Origin of the sequence: Labrenzia sp. PO1 (assembly GCF_012273635.1) — a bacterium.
GTDB classification, from domain to species: domain Bacteria; phylum Pseudomonadota; class Alphaproteobacteria; order Rhizobiales; family Stappiaceae; genus Roseibium; species Roseibium algicola.
The window spans coordinates 981,665-996,812 of the sequence record NZ_JAAXCR010000001.1 but is presented as its reverse complement, the minus strand read 5'-3'; the positions used below and the strand labels follow the sequence as shown (position 1 = coordinate 996,812).

Below are 15,148 nucleotides of genomic sequence, written 5' to 3'. Positions count from 1 at the left end.
AGGATGACGTGAAGAATCGCTCCAGCCTCCATGGAGACGCCACGTGTCCCCGCTCTTTCGCGCTTTTGAATCCTGGATAGATCCTTTCCGGGAGCCGTCCAAATCCGACATGCCCCATGGCGGGTTTGCCTTCCTGATGTATTTCGTCACGCAGGTGCGCTGGCCGTTCATTGCCATGCTCGCCATCGGCGGGGCGACCGCCTTTGTTGAAGTGGCGATCTTCAATTTTCTTGGCCGCATCGTGGATCTTCTGGAAGAAGGCAATCGGGCGACATTCTTCTCCGATCATTTCTGGACACTCATGACCATGGCCTTCGTGGTGCTGGTCGTGCGCACGCTCACCAATTCGCTGATGGCGCTGGTGGAAGAACAGGCGATCGTGCCCGGGTTCTTCAATCTGGTGCGCTGGCAGTGCCATCAGCGGGTGATGAAGCAGAGCCTTTCCTATTTCCAGGACGATCTCGCCGGGCGCCTGTCGCAGAAGGTGATGCAGTCGGGCATGTCGGCGGGCGATTTCATGACCAACCTTTTGCAGGTGGTCTGGTTCATTGTCGTTTATGCCATCACGACGCTTGTGCTGGTCGCGGACCTGAACCTTTGGCTGGGTGCACTCGTGGCCATCTGGCTGCTTTGTTTCACCGCAACCGCCATCATTTTCGTACCACGGGTTCGTGCTGCGGCAAAGGATTCGGCAAATGCCTATTCGGGCGTGACCGGACGTCTGGTGGATACCTACACCAATATCCAGTCGGTCAAGCTGTTCGGATCCTCGGAGGAAGAAAGCCGGGGAGCGCGGGCCTCGGTTGAGACGATGATTGCCAAGATACGGGTCTTCACCAGGCTTTTGACCACAATTCGCATGATCATGACGCTGGTCAACGGAGTGATGATCGTTTCGATTGCGGGCTTGGCGCTGTCCATCTGGCAGGACGGCGGCATCAGCGCCGGTCATGTGGCCTTCACGCTCAGTCTGATCCTGCGGCTGAACATCCTTTTGAACCGGCTGTTCAACCAGCTCAACGGCCTGTTCCGCCACTTCGGATCGCTGCAGGACAGCATGGAGACCATCGTCAAGCCAGTGACCCTGACAGACAAACCGGCGGCGCCGGAGCTGAAAGTGACTGAGGGGGAAGTGCGGTTCGATAAAATCCGGTTCCACTACGGCAAGGCGGGCGGTGTCATCGATCATCTCGACCTGACGATCCAGCCGGGTGAGCGCGTCGGTATCGTCGGCCCGTCGGGGGCGGGCAAAACCACGCTGACAAGCCTGCTGCTTCGGTTCTTCGACGTGGAGGCGGGGCGTGTCCTCATCGACGGACAGGACGTGCGCGATGTGAACCAGGAATCGCTGCGCCGGTCGATTGGCATGGTGACCCAGGATCCGTCCTTGCTGCATCGTTCGATCCGCGAGAACATCCTCTATGGCCGTACGTCGGCCAGTGAAGAAGAGTTGCTGGAGGCGACGCGCAAGGCCCACGCGTCCGGTTTCATCCAGAGGCTGGAAGACAGGCGCGGCCGCAAGGGGTTCGACGCCTTTGTAGGTGAGCGTGGTGTCAAACTGTCCGGCGGGCAGCGTCAGCGCATTGCAATCGCGCGCGTGCTCCTGAAAGACGCTCCGATCCTCGTTCTGGACGAAGCGACCTCGGCCCTCGATTCGGAAGTCGAGGCCGCCATCCAGGAGAATCTGCAAGGATTGATGACAGGCAAGACCGTGATCGCGATCGCGCACCGCCTGTCGACCATCGCCGCCATGGACCGACTGATTGTCATGAACAGGGGCCGGATCGTTCAGCAGGGGACGCACGAGACACTCCTGGAAGATGCAGACGGCCTTTACGCGCAGCTCTGGCACCGCCAGTCCGGCGGATTTCTGGAACCGGAAAGCGAATTCGCCTGAGTTGAAGTTCGCCGCAGCCGCTCAGCTCAATTCCTGCTGATCCAGTGCTCTTGCCGAGGCGTAGAACCGACGAAACAAGGCAGTGCAAAACCAGGGGGCCGATCTTGAAATACGTCACGGCATACATCGCAACAGTGCTCGTTTTTCTTGCCGTGGACTACGTCTGGCTGACGCAGGTATCCACCCGGTTCTACCTTGACCGTATCGGCCATCTGATGATGGAAAAGCCCAACATCGCCGCCGCGAGTGTTTTCTATCTGGTGTATGTCGTTGGCATAGTGATCTTCGCGGTTGCGCCCGCGCTCAAGGCAGACAGCCTTGTGACCGCCATTATTTTCGGAGCGCTGTTCGGGTTTTTCACCTACGGCACATACGACGTCACCAACTACGCAACGCTCAGGGAGTGGCCGGTTTCCGTTGTTCTCGTCGACGTTGCGTGGGGGACGGTCCTGTCCGCGGTTTCAGCTGGTGCGGGCTTCACGATCACCCGGCTGATGTCCTGATCCGCTAGGCGCGAAACGCAGGGCACAACAGTCTCGTCAAAAATATCAAGACTACGTAGTTCTCCGAGGACTGGCCGTTACTGAATTTTTACGTGCAGAGCGGTAGTGTTTCATCTTGCGATAACGGCGCTGATCAACAGCGGCCGTAAGCGGGGCTGAAAAATTACTGTCGGGGTTTCCACGTGACGCTTTCAATCAAGGGCCGGTTCGTCGCCATGGTTCTGACGGCTGCCGCCATCATGATGGCCGGTACCGCATTTGCTTTCTATACCTTCCGCCAGGCCTTCATGGAAAAGATCGGCACACCCGCCGGTGCGCAGGACTTTCTGACAGGCAACGTTGCCGGCAAGATTGACGGGCTCATCCTGGATCAGATGATCACCATCGGTCTGGTCGTGCTGCCGGTCGGTCTGGCCTTTCTGGCATTTGCCGTCATTCTGGCCGTGGGGCTCGCCCGGCCGATGAACCGGTTGCAGACCGGCCTCGACATGCTGTCCGAAGGTAATCTCGACATCCAGATCGACGGTGCCCATCGGAGCGACGAAATCGGAGCCATTGCACGGTCCGTGACCGCTTTCCGGGCCAACCTCGCCGAACGGGCCAAAGAGCAGGCGAGGCAGGAACTTGCCCACCAGGAAGCCCTCAGCGAGGAGCGCAAGGCGCTGATGCAGGATGTTGCCGATGATTTCGAGAAGTCCGTCATCGGTGTGGTTTCTGCCTTGTCGACGGCTGCCAAAAGCGTTGAAGGCAATTCGGCGGATCTGAACAGGGCGGTGAACTCGTCCATGCAGGCGGTTCAGGAAGTACATCAGGCAACATCGGAAGCCAGCAGTTCCGTCGCTTTCGTGACGAGTTCGGCAGATCGGTTGTCCGGTTCGCTGAGCCGTGTGCGTGAGGACGTCGACCAGGCAACGGACATTGCCAGCACCGCGGTGGCGGAAGCCCGGAAAACCGACGAGATTGTCGGTCGGCTTGCGGAAACCGGCCGTGCCATTGGTGAAATCGTCGAGTTGATCAGCCAGATCGCAAGCCAGACCAACCTGCTTGCGCTCAATGCGACCATCGAAGCGGCAAGGGCTGGCGAAGCCGGGCGGGGATTTGCCGTCGTTGCGAATGAGGTGAAGGCCCTTGCCGAGCAGACGACCAGGGCGACCGAAGACATCTCCGCGCAGGTGACAGCGGTGCAGGAAGTCGCGGAGCTTTCCGAAACCGCCATCCGTTCGATCGCGGAAACCATTGGCCGCGTCAGCGAGATTTCCGGAAAAATCCGCGAAGCGGTCGAGGAACAGACTACGGCCACCCACGAGATCAGCAGCAATGCACTGACGGCGCGGACCAGTTCCGATCAAGTGGCCGAAAACGTTGACACCTTGAGCGACGTTATGGAGACCAGCCGGACGGCTACCGATGAAATGAACGGTGCTGCTGCCGAACTGGGGCAATTGTCAAACAGCCTGCAAGAACAGGTTCGGCAATTTCTGCAAAGCGTGCGGGCTGCCTGAGAGGGAGCCGCGGAACGCCTTGTGTATTGGTATAAATGACAGTAACCCAATAAAATAACTTGCAGTTTAGAGATTGGTTCAGTTTTGCTCCCGTAGAGTAAGCGGAACTAATATCTTGGCTGAAGACGGAATATGGCAGAATTCTTAGCGAATGTGCCGGGTCAACATCTCCTGCTCGCATTGGGAGCCGCTCTGGTTCTCATGGCCGTATGCTATTTATGCGGCCGAAAGCAGCGGGACGGCTCGGCTCCTTCCAACGTTTCCAGATTTGGCAATGATGCCGCAATCCTTCAGCTTGTCGTGGAGCATGCCCATGAAGGACTGGTCATGCAGGACATCGACGGGCACATCGAATGGACGAACCCGGCCTATTCCCGCATCACCGGTTTCAGCGCGGAGGAAATTCGCGGCCGGCGGCCTCAGGAATTCATCTTGCCGCCGGAAAACCAGCTCTCCCCGGACGAGATCGAAAACTTCCGCTACGACCTGACGAAGTTCCGGTCGGGAACCGAAGAGCTGATCCTCAACCGGCGCAAGAACGGCGAATTGTTCTGGAACCAGCTGACCTTTGCTGTCGTCGAGGGAAAGACGCTGGAAGAAACCAAGATCATTCTGATTTGCCGGGATGTAACCAGCCAGGTTGAGCATGTGAAGGAGCTGGAGAACGCGCGCATCCGGTTGAAACATCAGGCGGAGCATGACGACCTGACCGGCGTTGCCAACCGGGCCAAGCTGAATGCCTACCTGAAGGAGCGCGTTGCAGAGGGCACGGCCGGCAACGCTCAGATCGGGATCATTCATTTTGATCTGGACCACTTCAAGGACATCAACGACAGCCATGGACACGGAGCAGGCGATGCGGTGCTGCGTCATGTGGCCATGGTGATGAGCCGTGTGCTGGGCAACAAGGGGTTGGTCGCACGTATCGGCGGGGATGAATTCGTCGCGGTGGTCGCGGACCCGTCCGGACCATGCGAAATGGAAGATCTGGGCAACCGGATCCTTGAGGGACTGGCCAAGCCGGTGAGAGTGGACCGTCACGAGTTGAGGGTTGCCGGCAGTGTCGGGCTAGTGCTGGCGAAAACGGCGACTGCGAGTGCGTCGGAGCTGATCAATTGTGCCGATATTGCTCTTTATGCCGCCAAACGTTCGGGCCGTAGCCAGATCTCCTGGTACACGGATGCGCTTGGAGCGGCACATCGCCACCGGCGCATGATCCAGGCACAGCTGGACGAGGATCTTGAAAGCGGCGGTCTGTCTTTGATGATGATACCGCAGTACGACCTGGAGAGCCGGCGGATCATCGGATACGAGGTTACGGCCTGCTGGCTGCATCCTTCCGAAGGGCTCGTGGACCCGGTCAGCCTTCTGTCGACGCACGAAGACGTCAAGAGAATCGCCCAGATCGAGCGTTTCGCGCTGCTGGAGGGGCTTGCCCAGGTCCGGCGACTTCGAGAGCTCTCGAATACGGCGTTCTTCCTGTCGGTGAACCTGAGCGGAGCCAGCCTGAAGGAAAAAGGCTTCGTCGAACAACTTCGTCAGGCTGCCTGTGAGGCCGGTTTCAAGACCGACGACATCGTGGTCGAGCTGGACGAAAAAATCATCCGTTTCGACGAACCGGACGGCCTCGCCGGATCCGTTGACCTTCTGAGGGAAATCGGTTGCAGGGTTGCCCTGGACAAGTTCGGCGGCGGACATGGCGGCGCCGGTCAGCTTATCTATCTGAACGCGGATCAATTGAAGCTGTGTCCGATGCTTATTGCAGGGCTTGAGGACAGCAAGGAAAAACGGCAGCTGGTTCAGTCGGTCACCCGGCTTGCCGGCAATCTGGGGCTGAAGATTTCTGCGGCGGGGGTCGATACGACAAAGCAGGTCGATCTGCTCAAGCAATTCGGCTGCACGACGGTGCAAGGCAAGGTCATTGCGGATCCGCTATCGCCGCATGAAGCGGAAATTCACATGCGCGAGTTCGAGCTGCTGGAGTATCAGTCCTAAGCTCTCTGCCGAAGGGAGAGGTTTGGGGGTCTGTGGCCGATGGGCAACAGATCGATATTTCGTGCTGCAATTTGACGCATTTTTGCTTTTCAAGTTCTCCGAAAGCAGGTACCAACATCCCCAGTCAACTCATGGTGGTTGGCTTTGTTTCCCCAGCAGCCGCCCGGCTGCGCAACCAGGAGGGCACTAAATGACAGATCGCTGCATGATCCACCCATATGCCGCTCTCCAGGCTTGCCCAGGTATCACTGTCCGCTTCCGCTAGGAAGCCACAGACCTTCTTCAAATTCCTGACTTTTGCGGTGACCGGCTGAAGCCGTTCCCATTGAGCTGCATGCGTTGCCGCGCGTGTCTGCCGTCACCACGTTTACGATCCCATTTCGGAGATGATCCGATGTCATTCCATTTCACGCCGGACCTGTCCCCAGCGACAGGCCGTCCGGATATTGAAGTGTCTTTACCAGAAGAGCCACGACAGGCTTTTCCCCGCCGTGCGATGCGTGCCGCTGTCGCCGCCGGCGTCTTTCTGGGAACCACTTTTGCGATCGCCGTCGTGTTCTTCATTCCGGTCATCGTCTTCAATCTGAGCCGGATCGAGGCTCTGGAAATCGCCGGCCGACACATACCGGTGACGCAGTTTGCCGATGAACTCGGCGCGCTTTTCTGGGGCACCTTCATCGTGGCTCTCGCCTTTACAAGTTTCATCGCCAGTCTGCTGCTGTTCGCGACTGGCCGCATAATTCGCCCGCATAGAAAACCTGTGCGCACTGACGATGCCCTGGTGCATCTCAATGTGTTACGGTTGAGTGGGGCCGAGAGGTAATCATGTTCGAGCGTTTCGAAAAACTCGTGGACCCCTTCGAGAAGACTGTTCTCGAAGTGCCCCCGAAGGGCTTCTGGGCCTTCTGTTGGTACTACACCAAACCTGTCTGGCCGATCCTGGCCGGTGTGTCGCTTCTCGGCACACTGGTCGCGATCGTGGAAGTCTATATCTTCACGTTCCTGGGCGACCTGGTCACCTGGCTGGAAAAATCTGATCCGGATACGTTCGTCAGTCAGAACTGGCGCACGCTCCTCTTCATGCTGGTGATCCTGCTGGTGCTGCGCCCGCTGCTGGAGGTTATCTGGCAGCTGCTGTTTCACCAGGGGCTGATGGGCAACTATCCCATGTCCATCCGCTGGCGGGTGCATCGATACCTGCTGCGCCAGAGCGTGTCGTTCTATCAGAACGATTTCGCGGGCAGGATCGCGACGAAACTGATGCAGACAGCACTTGGCGTGCGTGAGGTCGTCTCGCGCATGGCCGATATCATGGTCTATGTCGCGGTCTACTTCACCGCGGCCGTGATCGTGGTCGCGGGAGCCAATATCTGGCTCAGCCTGCCGTTCCTGGTGTGGATCTGTGCCTATCTGCTCACGATCCGCTTCTTCATTCCGAAGTTGCGGGACGTGTCGAAGGAGCAGGCTGATGCACGCTCTCTGATGACCGGTCACGTGGTTGATGCCTATACCAACATCACCACGGTGAAGCTGTTCTCCCATGCGGAGCGCGAAGAAGCCTATGCTCGCACGTCGATGCTTGGCTTCCTGAAGACGGTCTTTCTGCAGATGCGGCTGGTGACGGGACTGAATATCGTCCTGGTGTTCATCAACATGCTGCTGCTGACCTCCATCGGTGGTCTTTCGATCATTCTGTGGCAGGCCGGCACTGTGACCATCGGCGAAGTCACCATTGCGGTTGCCTTCGTGCTGCGTCTCCAGGGGATGTCCCACTGGATCCTTTGGGAGCTTGCGGGATTGTTCGAGAACATCGGCACCGTGCAGGATGGCATCTCCACCATTTCGCGGGAACGCGAGGTGATGGACGTCAAGAACGCCAAGGCGCTCGAGGTCGGGCAGGGCGAGATCCGTTTCGATCGCATCCGGTTCCATTATGGCAAGGAAGCCGGGGTGATCGAGGACCTCAGCCTGACGATCCATCCGGGTGAGAAGATCGGTCTGATCGGTCGGTCGGGTGCAGGCAAGTCGACGCTGGTCAACCTGATCCTGCGCTTCTACGACCTGGAAGGCGGCCGGATCCTGATCGATGGCCAGGACATTGCCAATGTCCGTCAGGACGACATCCGGGCCGAGGTTGGTGTGGTGACGCAGGATACATCGCTCCTGCATCGGTCGATCTTCGACAACGTGGCCTATGGCCGTCCGGATGCGACGCGGGAAGAGGTGCTGGCCGCGCTTGAAAAAGCACATGCACTGTCCTTCGTCGACGAGCTGGAGGACATGGAGGGCCGCAAGGGTCTCGATGCCCATGTCGGCGAGCGGGGCGTCAAGCTGTCCGGTGGCCAGCGCCAGCGGGTGGCCATTGCCCGAACCCTGCTGAAGGATGCGCCGATCCTGGCGCTCGACGAGGCGACATCCGCTCTCGACAGTGAAGTCGAGCTCGCCATTCAGGAGAGCCTGTTCGATCTGATGCAGGGCAAGACGGTGATTGCGATTGCCCACCGTCTGTCCACGATCGCGGCCATGGACCGGCTGATCGTGATGGACAAGGGTCGAATCATCGAGGAGGGGTCCCATCAGGAGCTTCTGGAGCGGGGCGGACTTTACGCACAGCTCTGGGAGCACCAGTCGGGGGGCTTTCTGTCCTCGGTTCAGGCCGCCTAAATCCAAAGACCAATGGCAAGAGCGGGATTCAATCGGATTCCGCTCTTGCACTCATTCCCCAAAAAAGGGCAGAAAAGCGGCGCGGCGGTTGTTTTGCCTGCGACATATGCGTTTCGAGGCGTTTGTTGAACTGGACAAGCGTTTCGAAGGGTGCAAAAAGACAAGCCGCTTGGCCGGTGCGGAATAGCCCGTATCCGGCCCCCGATGAGCCCGGCATGGTTCCGTTCCCTTCTTGGGCAAAGAAGGGGTCCCGGACGTGATGCGGGCTTTCGGTACAGGTTGAACAGGTTTCGAGAGGACGCGACCTTGGCACATACGGATCAGGCGGAACCGACCCGCCGCGATTTCCTCTATATTGCGACCGGCGCCATGGGCGTCGTTGGCGCTGGCGCGCTGGCATGGCCGTTCATCGATCAGATGAACCCGGATGCCTCCGCATTGGCTCTGGCTTCCATCGAGGTGGATATCTCTGCCGTGGAAGAGGGGCAGTCGATTACAGTCAAATGGCGCGGTAAGCCGGTATTCATCCGCAACCGTACCGAAACGGAAGTGGAAGAAGCCAAGGCTGTTCCCCTGGCTGATCTTCCCGACCCGCTTGCACGAAATTCTAACCTGCCGGCGGACGCGGAAGCGTCTGACGCCAACCGTGGTGTCGAAGGCAACGAGAAATGGCTCGTCCAGGTCGGTATCTGTACCCACCTCGGCTGCGTGCCGATCGGCAGCTCCGGCGACTTCGGCGGCTGGTTCTGCCCGTGCCATGGGTCTCACTACGACACCGCCGGCCGTATCCGTAAGGGCCCGGCTCCCGAGAATTTGCTGATTCCGCCGCTCGAGTTCGTCAGCGACTCGACGATCAAGATCGGCTAACGGCATAGATTTTTAGGAGACAGCCATGGCTGGACATTCAAACTATGTACCGCAGAGCGCTCCGGCAAAGTGGCTGGAAAGCCGCCTGCCGGTCATCTCGCTCGTTCGCGGCTCTTTTGTTGATTTCCCGACGCCGAAGAACCTGAACTACTGGTGGACCTTCGGTGGCATCCTGTTCTTCGTGCTGATCGCGCAGATCATCACCGGCATCGTGCTGGTGATGCACTACACGCCAAGCACCGATGCAGCCTTCAACAGCGTCGAGCACATCATGCGCGACGTGAACTTCGGCTGGATGCTGCGTTACCTGCATGCAAACGGCGCGTCGATGTTCTTCATCGCCGTATACATCCACATCTTCCGGGGTCTTTATTACGGTTCCTACAAGGCGCCGCGCGAGATCTCCTGGATCCTCGGCGTGATCATCTTCTTGATCATGATGGGCACCGCCTTCATGGGTTACGTGCTGCCGTGGGGCCAGATGTCCTTCTGGGGCGCAACGGTTATCACCAACCTGTTCTCGGCCATTCCGCTGGTCGGCGAAGAAATCCGCACCTGGCTGTGGGGTGGTTTCGCGGTCGACAACCCGACCCTGAACCGCTTCTTCTCGCTGCACTACCTGCTGCCGTTCATGATCTTCGGTGTCGTTATCCTGCACGTGTGGGCGTTCCACACCACGGGTAACAACAACCCGACAGGCGTTCAGCCGAAGACCAAGCAGGACACGGTTCCGTTCCACCCGTACTACACGATCAAGGATCTGTTCGCGATCATCGTGTTCATGATCCTGTTCGCATGGTTCGTCTTCTACGTGCCCAACTACATGGGTCACCCGGACAACTACATCGAAGCAAACCCGCTCGTGACCCCGGCGCACATCGTTCCGGAATGGTACTTCCTGCCGTTCTACGCGATCCTGCGCGCCATCCCGGACAAGCTCGGCGGTGTTGTCGCCATGTTCGGTGCCATTGCAGTTCTGTTCGTTCTGCCCTGGCTGGACACGTCCAAGGTTCGCTCCGGCACCTACCGCCCGCTGTTCAAGCAGTTCTTCTGGATCTTCGCTGCCAACGCCGTTGCGCTTGGCTATCTCGGCGCCATGCCGGCCGAAGGCACCTACGTTCTGCTCGCCCGGGTCTGCACCGCCTACTACTTCGCCCACTTCCTGATCATCCTGCCGATGCTCGGGTTCCTGGAAAAACCGCGGCCCTTGCCGGCCTCGATTTCCGAAGCGGTTCTGAAGGGCGGAGCCGGCAAACCGGCTGGTGCGACTTCAGCACCGGAAACGAAGTAACGCGGCCCGGATCAGGAGTTAATTGAGACAATGAGCACCATGATCAAAATGGTTCGTTCCTTCGCTGCGGTGGCGGCTGTCGCCATCGCGACCCCGGTCTTCGCAGCAGGCAACGCCCCGCACATCGAGCGGGAGCAGTGGTCCTTCTCGGGTCCGTTCGGTTTCTACGACCGTGGCCAGCTGCAGCGTGGCTTCAAGGTCTACCGGGAAGTCTGTGCTTCGTGCCACGGCCTGAAGCAGGTTTCTTTCCGTAACCTTGCTGAAGACGGTGGCCCGAGCTTCACCGAAGATCAGGCCAAGCAGATCGCGTCCGAGTACACCGTCATCGACGGTCCGAACGACGACGGCGACATGTATGAGCGTCCGGGTATCCTGGCGGACAAGTTCCCGTCTCCGTTCCCGAACGAGCAGGCTGCCCGCGCTTCCAACGGCGGCGCTTACCCGCCGGACTTCTCGCTGCTGGCAAAGGCCCGTGCTGCGCACCGCGGTTTCCCGTGGTTCGTCTTCGACGCCTTCACCCAGTATCAGGAGCAGGGCCCGGATTACATCTACGCGCTTCTCACCAGCTATCCGGAAGAAAACCCGGCATGTCTGGGTGAGGACTTCACCGGCAACTACAACCCGGCATTCCTGGGTGGTTCCGTTACCGCTGAAGCTTGTGCGCACGAGCATCTGACAGGTGGTCCGATCGGCATGGCCGCACCGCTGTCCGACGAGCTGGTCGAATACACCGACGGCACACCGATGACGGTCGACCAGTATGCGCATGACGTCGCTGCATTCATGATGTGGGCCGCCGAGCCGCATCTGGAAGAGCGCAAGAAGATCGGCTTCCGGGTCATGATCTTCCTGATCGTCTTCGCCGGCATGCTCTACTTCACGAAGAAGAAACTGTGGCGCAACGTTGAGCATTGATTGATTGCCGCCTAAGTGCATGATGAAAGCCGCCGGACCTTCCGGCGGCTTTTTCTTTGAGGGGTAATGCAATGCGCCGCGCATTGATGTTTCTGGCAATTCTCCTGCTTCCTGTCCCCGCAAATTCGCAATCGGCCGCAACCCACATGGTCGAGGTCCTGGACATGCATCTTGCCATGCGCGCTGCGCTGCGAGCCGTCGAGGTCTGCAACGAGGCAGGTTTTCAGGCCGGAGCTTCCGTGGTGGACCGTTTCGGCGTCGAGCAAGTGACACTGCGCAGTAACATGGGCGGTGCGCATGTTGCCGAAACCGCCCGTCGCAAGGCCTGGACCGCCGCTTCATTCAACCTTCCCAGTTCGGATCTAGGTTCGCTCGCCGGACCGGGCGGAGAGGCCAGTCTTGCTGCTATTCCAGGGGCGTTGCCTCTGGCTGGGGGGCTGCCCATCGTCTCGGCGACCGGAATGCTTCTCGGAGCGATTGGCGTTGCCGGAGGCGGTGGCGGCGAGAATGAGGCGAAATGCGCCAAGGCCGGGCTTGACGCCATCGCGGATCAATTGAAATAAACCATCGCTGATGCGGGCCTGTGTCCCGCAGATATTGATTTTGAATCTGTTTGGAGTGGTTATGGCAGACGCAGTATTGGGCATTATCGGCGGGTCTGGAATCTACGACCTTCCGGGTCTGGAAAACTCCGAATGGATCGCCGTCAACAGCCCCTGGGGCACGCCGTCCGATGAAGTGCGTATCGGCACCATTGATGGTCTCAAGGTGGTTTTCCTGCCCCGTCATGGGCGCGGACACGTCTATTCGCCGACAACCATCAACTACCGCGCCAACATCGACGTGATGAAGCGCTGCGGTGTCACCGATCTTCTGTCTGTCTCTGCCTGCGGATCGCTCAAGGAAGAACATTCTCCGGGCACCTTCGTGCTGGTGGACCAGTTCATCGACAGGACGTTTGCGCGGGAGAAGAGTTTCTTCGGTACCGGCTGTGTCGCGCATGTGTCCATGGCGACCCCGGTCAGCCCGAAACTGGTCGATGCAGTGGCGGCAGCCGCGAAAGCTGAGGGCCTCGCCTATGCCAAGGGCGGTACCTATCTGGCCATGGAAGGCCCGCAGTTCTCTTCTCTAGCGGAAAGCCAGCTCTACCGGTCCTGGGGCTGCGACGTCATCGGCATGACCAACATGCCGGAAGCAAAGCTTGCCCGCGAGGCCGAGATTTCCTACGCCACCATCGCGATGGTCACCGACTATGACAGCTGGCACCCGGACCACGGCGAAGTCGATATTCAGGCCATCATCAAGGTTCTTCACGAGAACGCGGAAAACGCCCAGAGGCTTGTTGCCCGTGTCGCAAGGGATCTGCCGCGCGAACATCAGTCCTGCCCGGCCGGGTCCGATACTGCGCTGGAGTTTGCCATGATGACCGCACCGGACAAGCGCGACCCGGCGCTGGTGGCGAAGCTCGACGCTGTCGCAGGACGGATCCTGAACCGGACCTGACCGGATTGCCGGCTGAAAGTATGGCCGGCATAACCCCTTGAGACAAAGCGAAATTGCTTCGACCGGCAGGTCAAACTTGTTATAACCACCGGCCGGGGCAGATGCCTGGAACTATTTTAACAGAGAGATATCCCGATGACCGCACAGACCATTCAGGATGAACTTGTCAGTGCAATCCGCACGATCAAGGACTATCCGAAAGAGGGCATCCTGTTCCGGGATATCACGACGCTGCTCGGCGATGCCCGTGCCTTCCGCCGGGCGGTCGATGCCCTGGTGCAGCCCTGGGCCGGCTCCAAGGTCGATCAGATTGCGGGCATCGAGGCGCGCGGTTTCATTCTCGGGGGCGCGGTCGCGCACCAGCTGTCCGCCGGCTTCGTGCCGATCAGGAAGAAAGGCAAGCTCCCGCACGAAACCGTCCGGATCGCCTATTCCCTGGAATATGGCCTGGATGAGATGGAAATGCACAAGGACGCGATCAAACCGGGTGACCGTGTCATCCTGGTTGACGACCTGATTGCTACCGGTGGAACGGCAGAGGCTGCCTGCAAATTGTTGCGGTCCATGGGCGCCAACATCGAGTCGGCGTGCTTCATCGTCGATCTGCCAGATCTCGGCGGGCGCAAGAAACTGGAAGCGATGAACGTTCCAGTGCGCACCCTCGTGGAATTTCCGGGTCACTAGGTCTGTCATGGCGGGAGGAGCCGAAGGCAGAGACGTGATACCGGACTTTTCAGCGAAATTTCAGAAGGATTTCGAGACCCTTCTGAAATGGCGCCGGGACGTGCGCCGTTTCAAGCAGGAGCCGTTGCCGGCAGGCGCTCTCGACCATCTTCTGCAACTGGCAGACCTCGCGCCCTCGGTTGGCAACAGTCAACCCTGGCGAATTGTTGTTGTCGACAGCGCCGAGGCGCGTGGGCGGATCATCGCGAGCTTCGAAGCGGAAAACGAAGAAGCCGCCAGGACCTACAGTGACGACAAGGCGCTCGCCTATCGCCAGCTCAAACTGGCGGGGCTGAAGGAAGCCCCCGTGCATCTGGCGATTTTCTGCGACGACGACCCGGAGCAGGGCCACGGACTGGGCCGGCTGACCATGCCGGAAACGCTGGCCTATTCCACGGTCAGCATGATCCACACATTCTGGCTGGCGGCTCGTGCCGAAGGTGTCGGGGTTGGCTGGGTGTCGATCCTTGATCCGGACGCGGTGACAGAGGCGCTGCAGGTTGACGCCGGTTGGCGCCTCGTGGCTTATCTATGCGTCGGTTATCCGGAAGAAGAGCATATCGACCCGGAGCTGGAGCGAGCGCGTTGGCAGGCGCGCACGCCTCTGGCATCCCGCGTCATTCACCGATAGGGCATCCTGCGGCCAGACGACCGCAAAAAGGATGCTCGCAAATTATGGAAGCGATCGGCAAATGCTTGTTCAATTGGCGACGATTGAAGGGCCGCTGATCTGGAGGCAGGGCAGACCATGAGCGTGATCATCCGACGGATCAACGAGGAAGACAAGGAAGCTGTGTTCCAGCTTCTGGCAGACCGATGGGCAGGCCCCGAAATGCTATTGGACGGCGAGATCGTCGATGCGTCGAGCCTGCCGGGTTATGTTGCCTACGCAGGCGACGATCTTGTGGGGCTCGTCACGCTGATCAAGCGGGAAAGCGAATGGGAAATTCTCACGCTGGACTCGCTCAGCCGCTGGGGTGGCACCGGAACACTGCTGCTGAACGCGGTGGTCGATGAAGCAAAGGCATCCGGCATCAACCGGCTGACCGTCCGTACGTCCAACGACAACCTCGACGCCTTCCGCTTCTATCAACGGCGCGGCTTCCGTCTGGAGCGGATCGCGCAAGGTGTCATCGATGCCGAGCGCGAGAAGAAGCCGGAAATCCCGCTGCGTGGCGACTACGGTATCGAAATCCGCGACGAAGTCCTGTTTGCCCGCAGCCTTTGAGGTGCTGGCGACATCCCCTTTCTTTCCCACCTTTTCTGCATCGGTCTTGCCAACCCGAAT

At 59.3% G+C, this 15,148-nt stretch carries 14 protein-coding genes; all 14 read left to right on the top strand.

Annotated elements, in window-relative coordinates:
• Positions 1-43: 43 nt before the first annotated feature.
• The 14 genes from HCG46_RS04755 to HCG46_RS04690 all read left to right on the top strand — a co-directional run bounded on the left by HCG46_RS04755 (position 44) and on the right by HCG46_RS04690 (position 15,088).
• Positions 44-1,897, top strand: coding sequence for an ABC transporter ATP-binding protein (locus HCG46_RS04755; protein WP_168684886.1), 1,854 nt, complete (start codon positions 44-46; stop codon positions 1,895-1,897).
• 104 nt (positions 1,898-2,001) lie between these two features.
• Entirely contained in the window at positions 2,002-2,400 is a 399-nt protein-coding gene (locus tag HCG46_RS04750) for a DUF2177 family protein (RefSeq protein ID WP_077292109.1), read from the top strand.
• 182 nt (positions 2,401-2,582) lie between these two features.
• On the top strand, positions 2,583-3,902 hold the full coding sequence (locus HCG46_RS04745) for a methyl-accepting chemotaxis protein (protein ID WP_022998126.1): 1,320 nt from the start codon (positions 2,583-2,585) through the stop codon (positions 3,900-3,902).
• 132 nt (positions 3,903-4,034) lie between these two features.
• Positions 4,035-5,897 carry an EAL domain-containing protein gene (locus tag HCG46_RS04740; protein ID WP_168684884.1) on the top strand — a complete coding sequence of 621 codons (1,863 nt, stop codon included), beginning with the start codon at positions 4,035-4,037 and terminating at the stop codon, positions 5,895-5,897.
• 394 nt (positions 5,898-6,291) lie between these two features.
• Positions 6,292-6,720 (top strand): hypothetical protein, encoded by a 429-nt coding sequence (locus HCG46_RS04735; protein WP_145903536.1) that lies wholly within the window; start codon positions 6,292-6,294, stop codon positions 6,718-6,720.
• 2 nt (positions 6,721-6,722) lie between these two features.
• Positions 6,723-8,561 (top strand): ABC transporter ATP-binding protein, encoded by a 1,839-nt coding sequence (locus tag HCG46_RS04730; RefSeq protein WP_075282482.1) that lies wholly within the window; start codon positions 6,723-6,725, stop codon positions 8,559-8,561.
• A gap of 306 nt (positions 8,562-8,867) precedes the next feature.
• A complete protein-coding gene (petA, locus tag HCG46_RS04725) occupies positions 8,868-9,428 on the top strand; it encodes a ubiquinol-cytochrome c reductase iron-sulfur subunit (RefSeq protein ID WP_022998122.1) in 561 nt (186 codons plus the stop codon).
• Between the two features lie 25 nt (positions 9,429-9,453).
• A complete protein-coding gene (locus HCG46_RS04720) occupies positions 9,454-10,719 on the top strand; it encodes a cytochrome b/b6 (protein ID WP_022998121.1) in 1,266 nt (421 codons plus the stop codon).
• Positions 10,720-10,749: 30 nt separating this feature from the next.
• Complete coding sequence (locus HCG46_RS04715; protein ID WP_022998120.1) at positions 10,750-11,634, top strand: cytochrome c1; 885 nt, start codon at positions 10,750-10,752, stop codon at positions 11,632-11,634.
• 71 nt (positions 11,635-11,705) lie between these two features.
• Positions 11,706-12,197, top strand: a complete 492-nt coding sequence (locus tag HCG46_RS04710) for a heme-binding protein (RefSeq protein ID WP_022998119.1) — start codon at positions 11,706-11,708, stop codon at positions 12,195-12,197.
• 61 nt (positions 12,198-12,258) lie between these two features.
• Positions 12,259-13,137 (top strand): S-methyl-5'-thioadenosine phosphorylase, encoded by an 879-nt coding sequence (locus HCG46_RS04705; RefSeq protein ID WP_168684882.1) that lies wholly within the window; start codon positions 12,259-12,261, stop codon positions 13,135-13,137.
• A 135-nt stretch (positions 13,138-13,272) separates the two neighbouring features.
• Complete coding sequence (locus HCG46_RS04700) at positions 13,273-13,821, top strand: adenine phosphoribosyltransferase (RefSeq protein ID WP_022998117.1); 549 nt, start codon at positions 13,273-13,275, stop codon at positions 13,819-13,821.
• Positions 13,822-13,828: 7 nt separating this feature from the next.
• Positions 13,829-14,491 carry a 5,6-dimethylbenzimidazole synthase gene (gene bluB, locus HCG46_RS04695; RefSeq protein WP_022998116.1) on the top strand — a complete coding sequence of 221 codons (663 nt, stop codon included), beginning with the start codon at positions 13,829-13,831 and terminating at the stop codon, positions 14,489-14,491.
• Positions 14,492-14,608: 117 nt separating this feature from the next.
• Entirely contained in the window at positions 14,609-15,088 is a 480-nt protein-coding gene (locus HCG46_RS04690; RefSeq protein WP_022998115.1) for a GNAT family N-acetyltransferase, read from the top strand.
• The last annotated feature ends 60 nt before the right edge of the window (positions 15,089-15,148 follow it).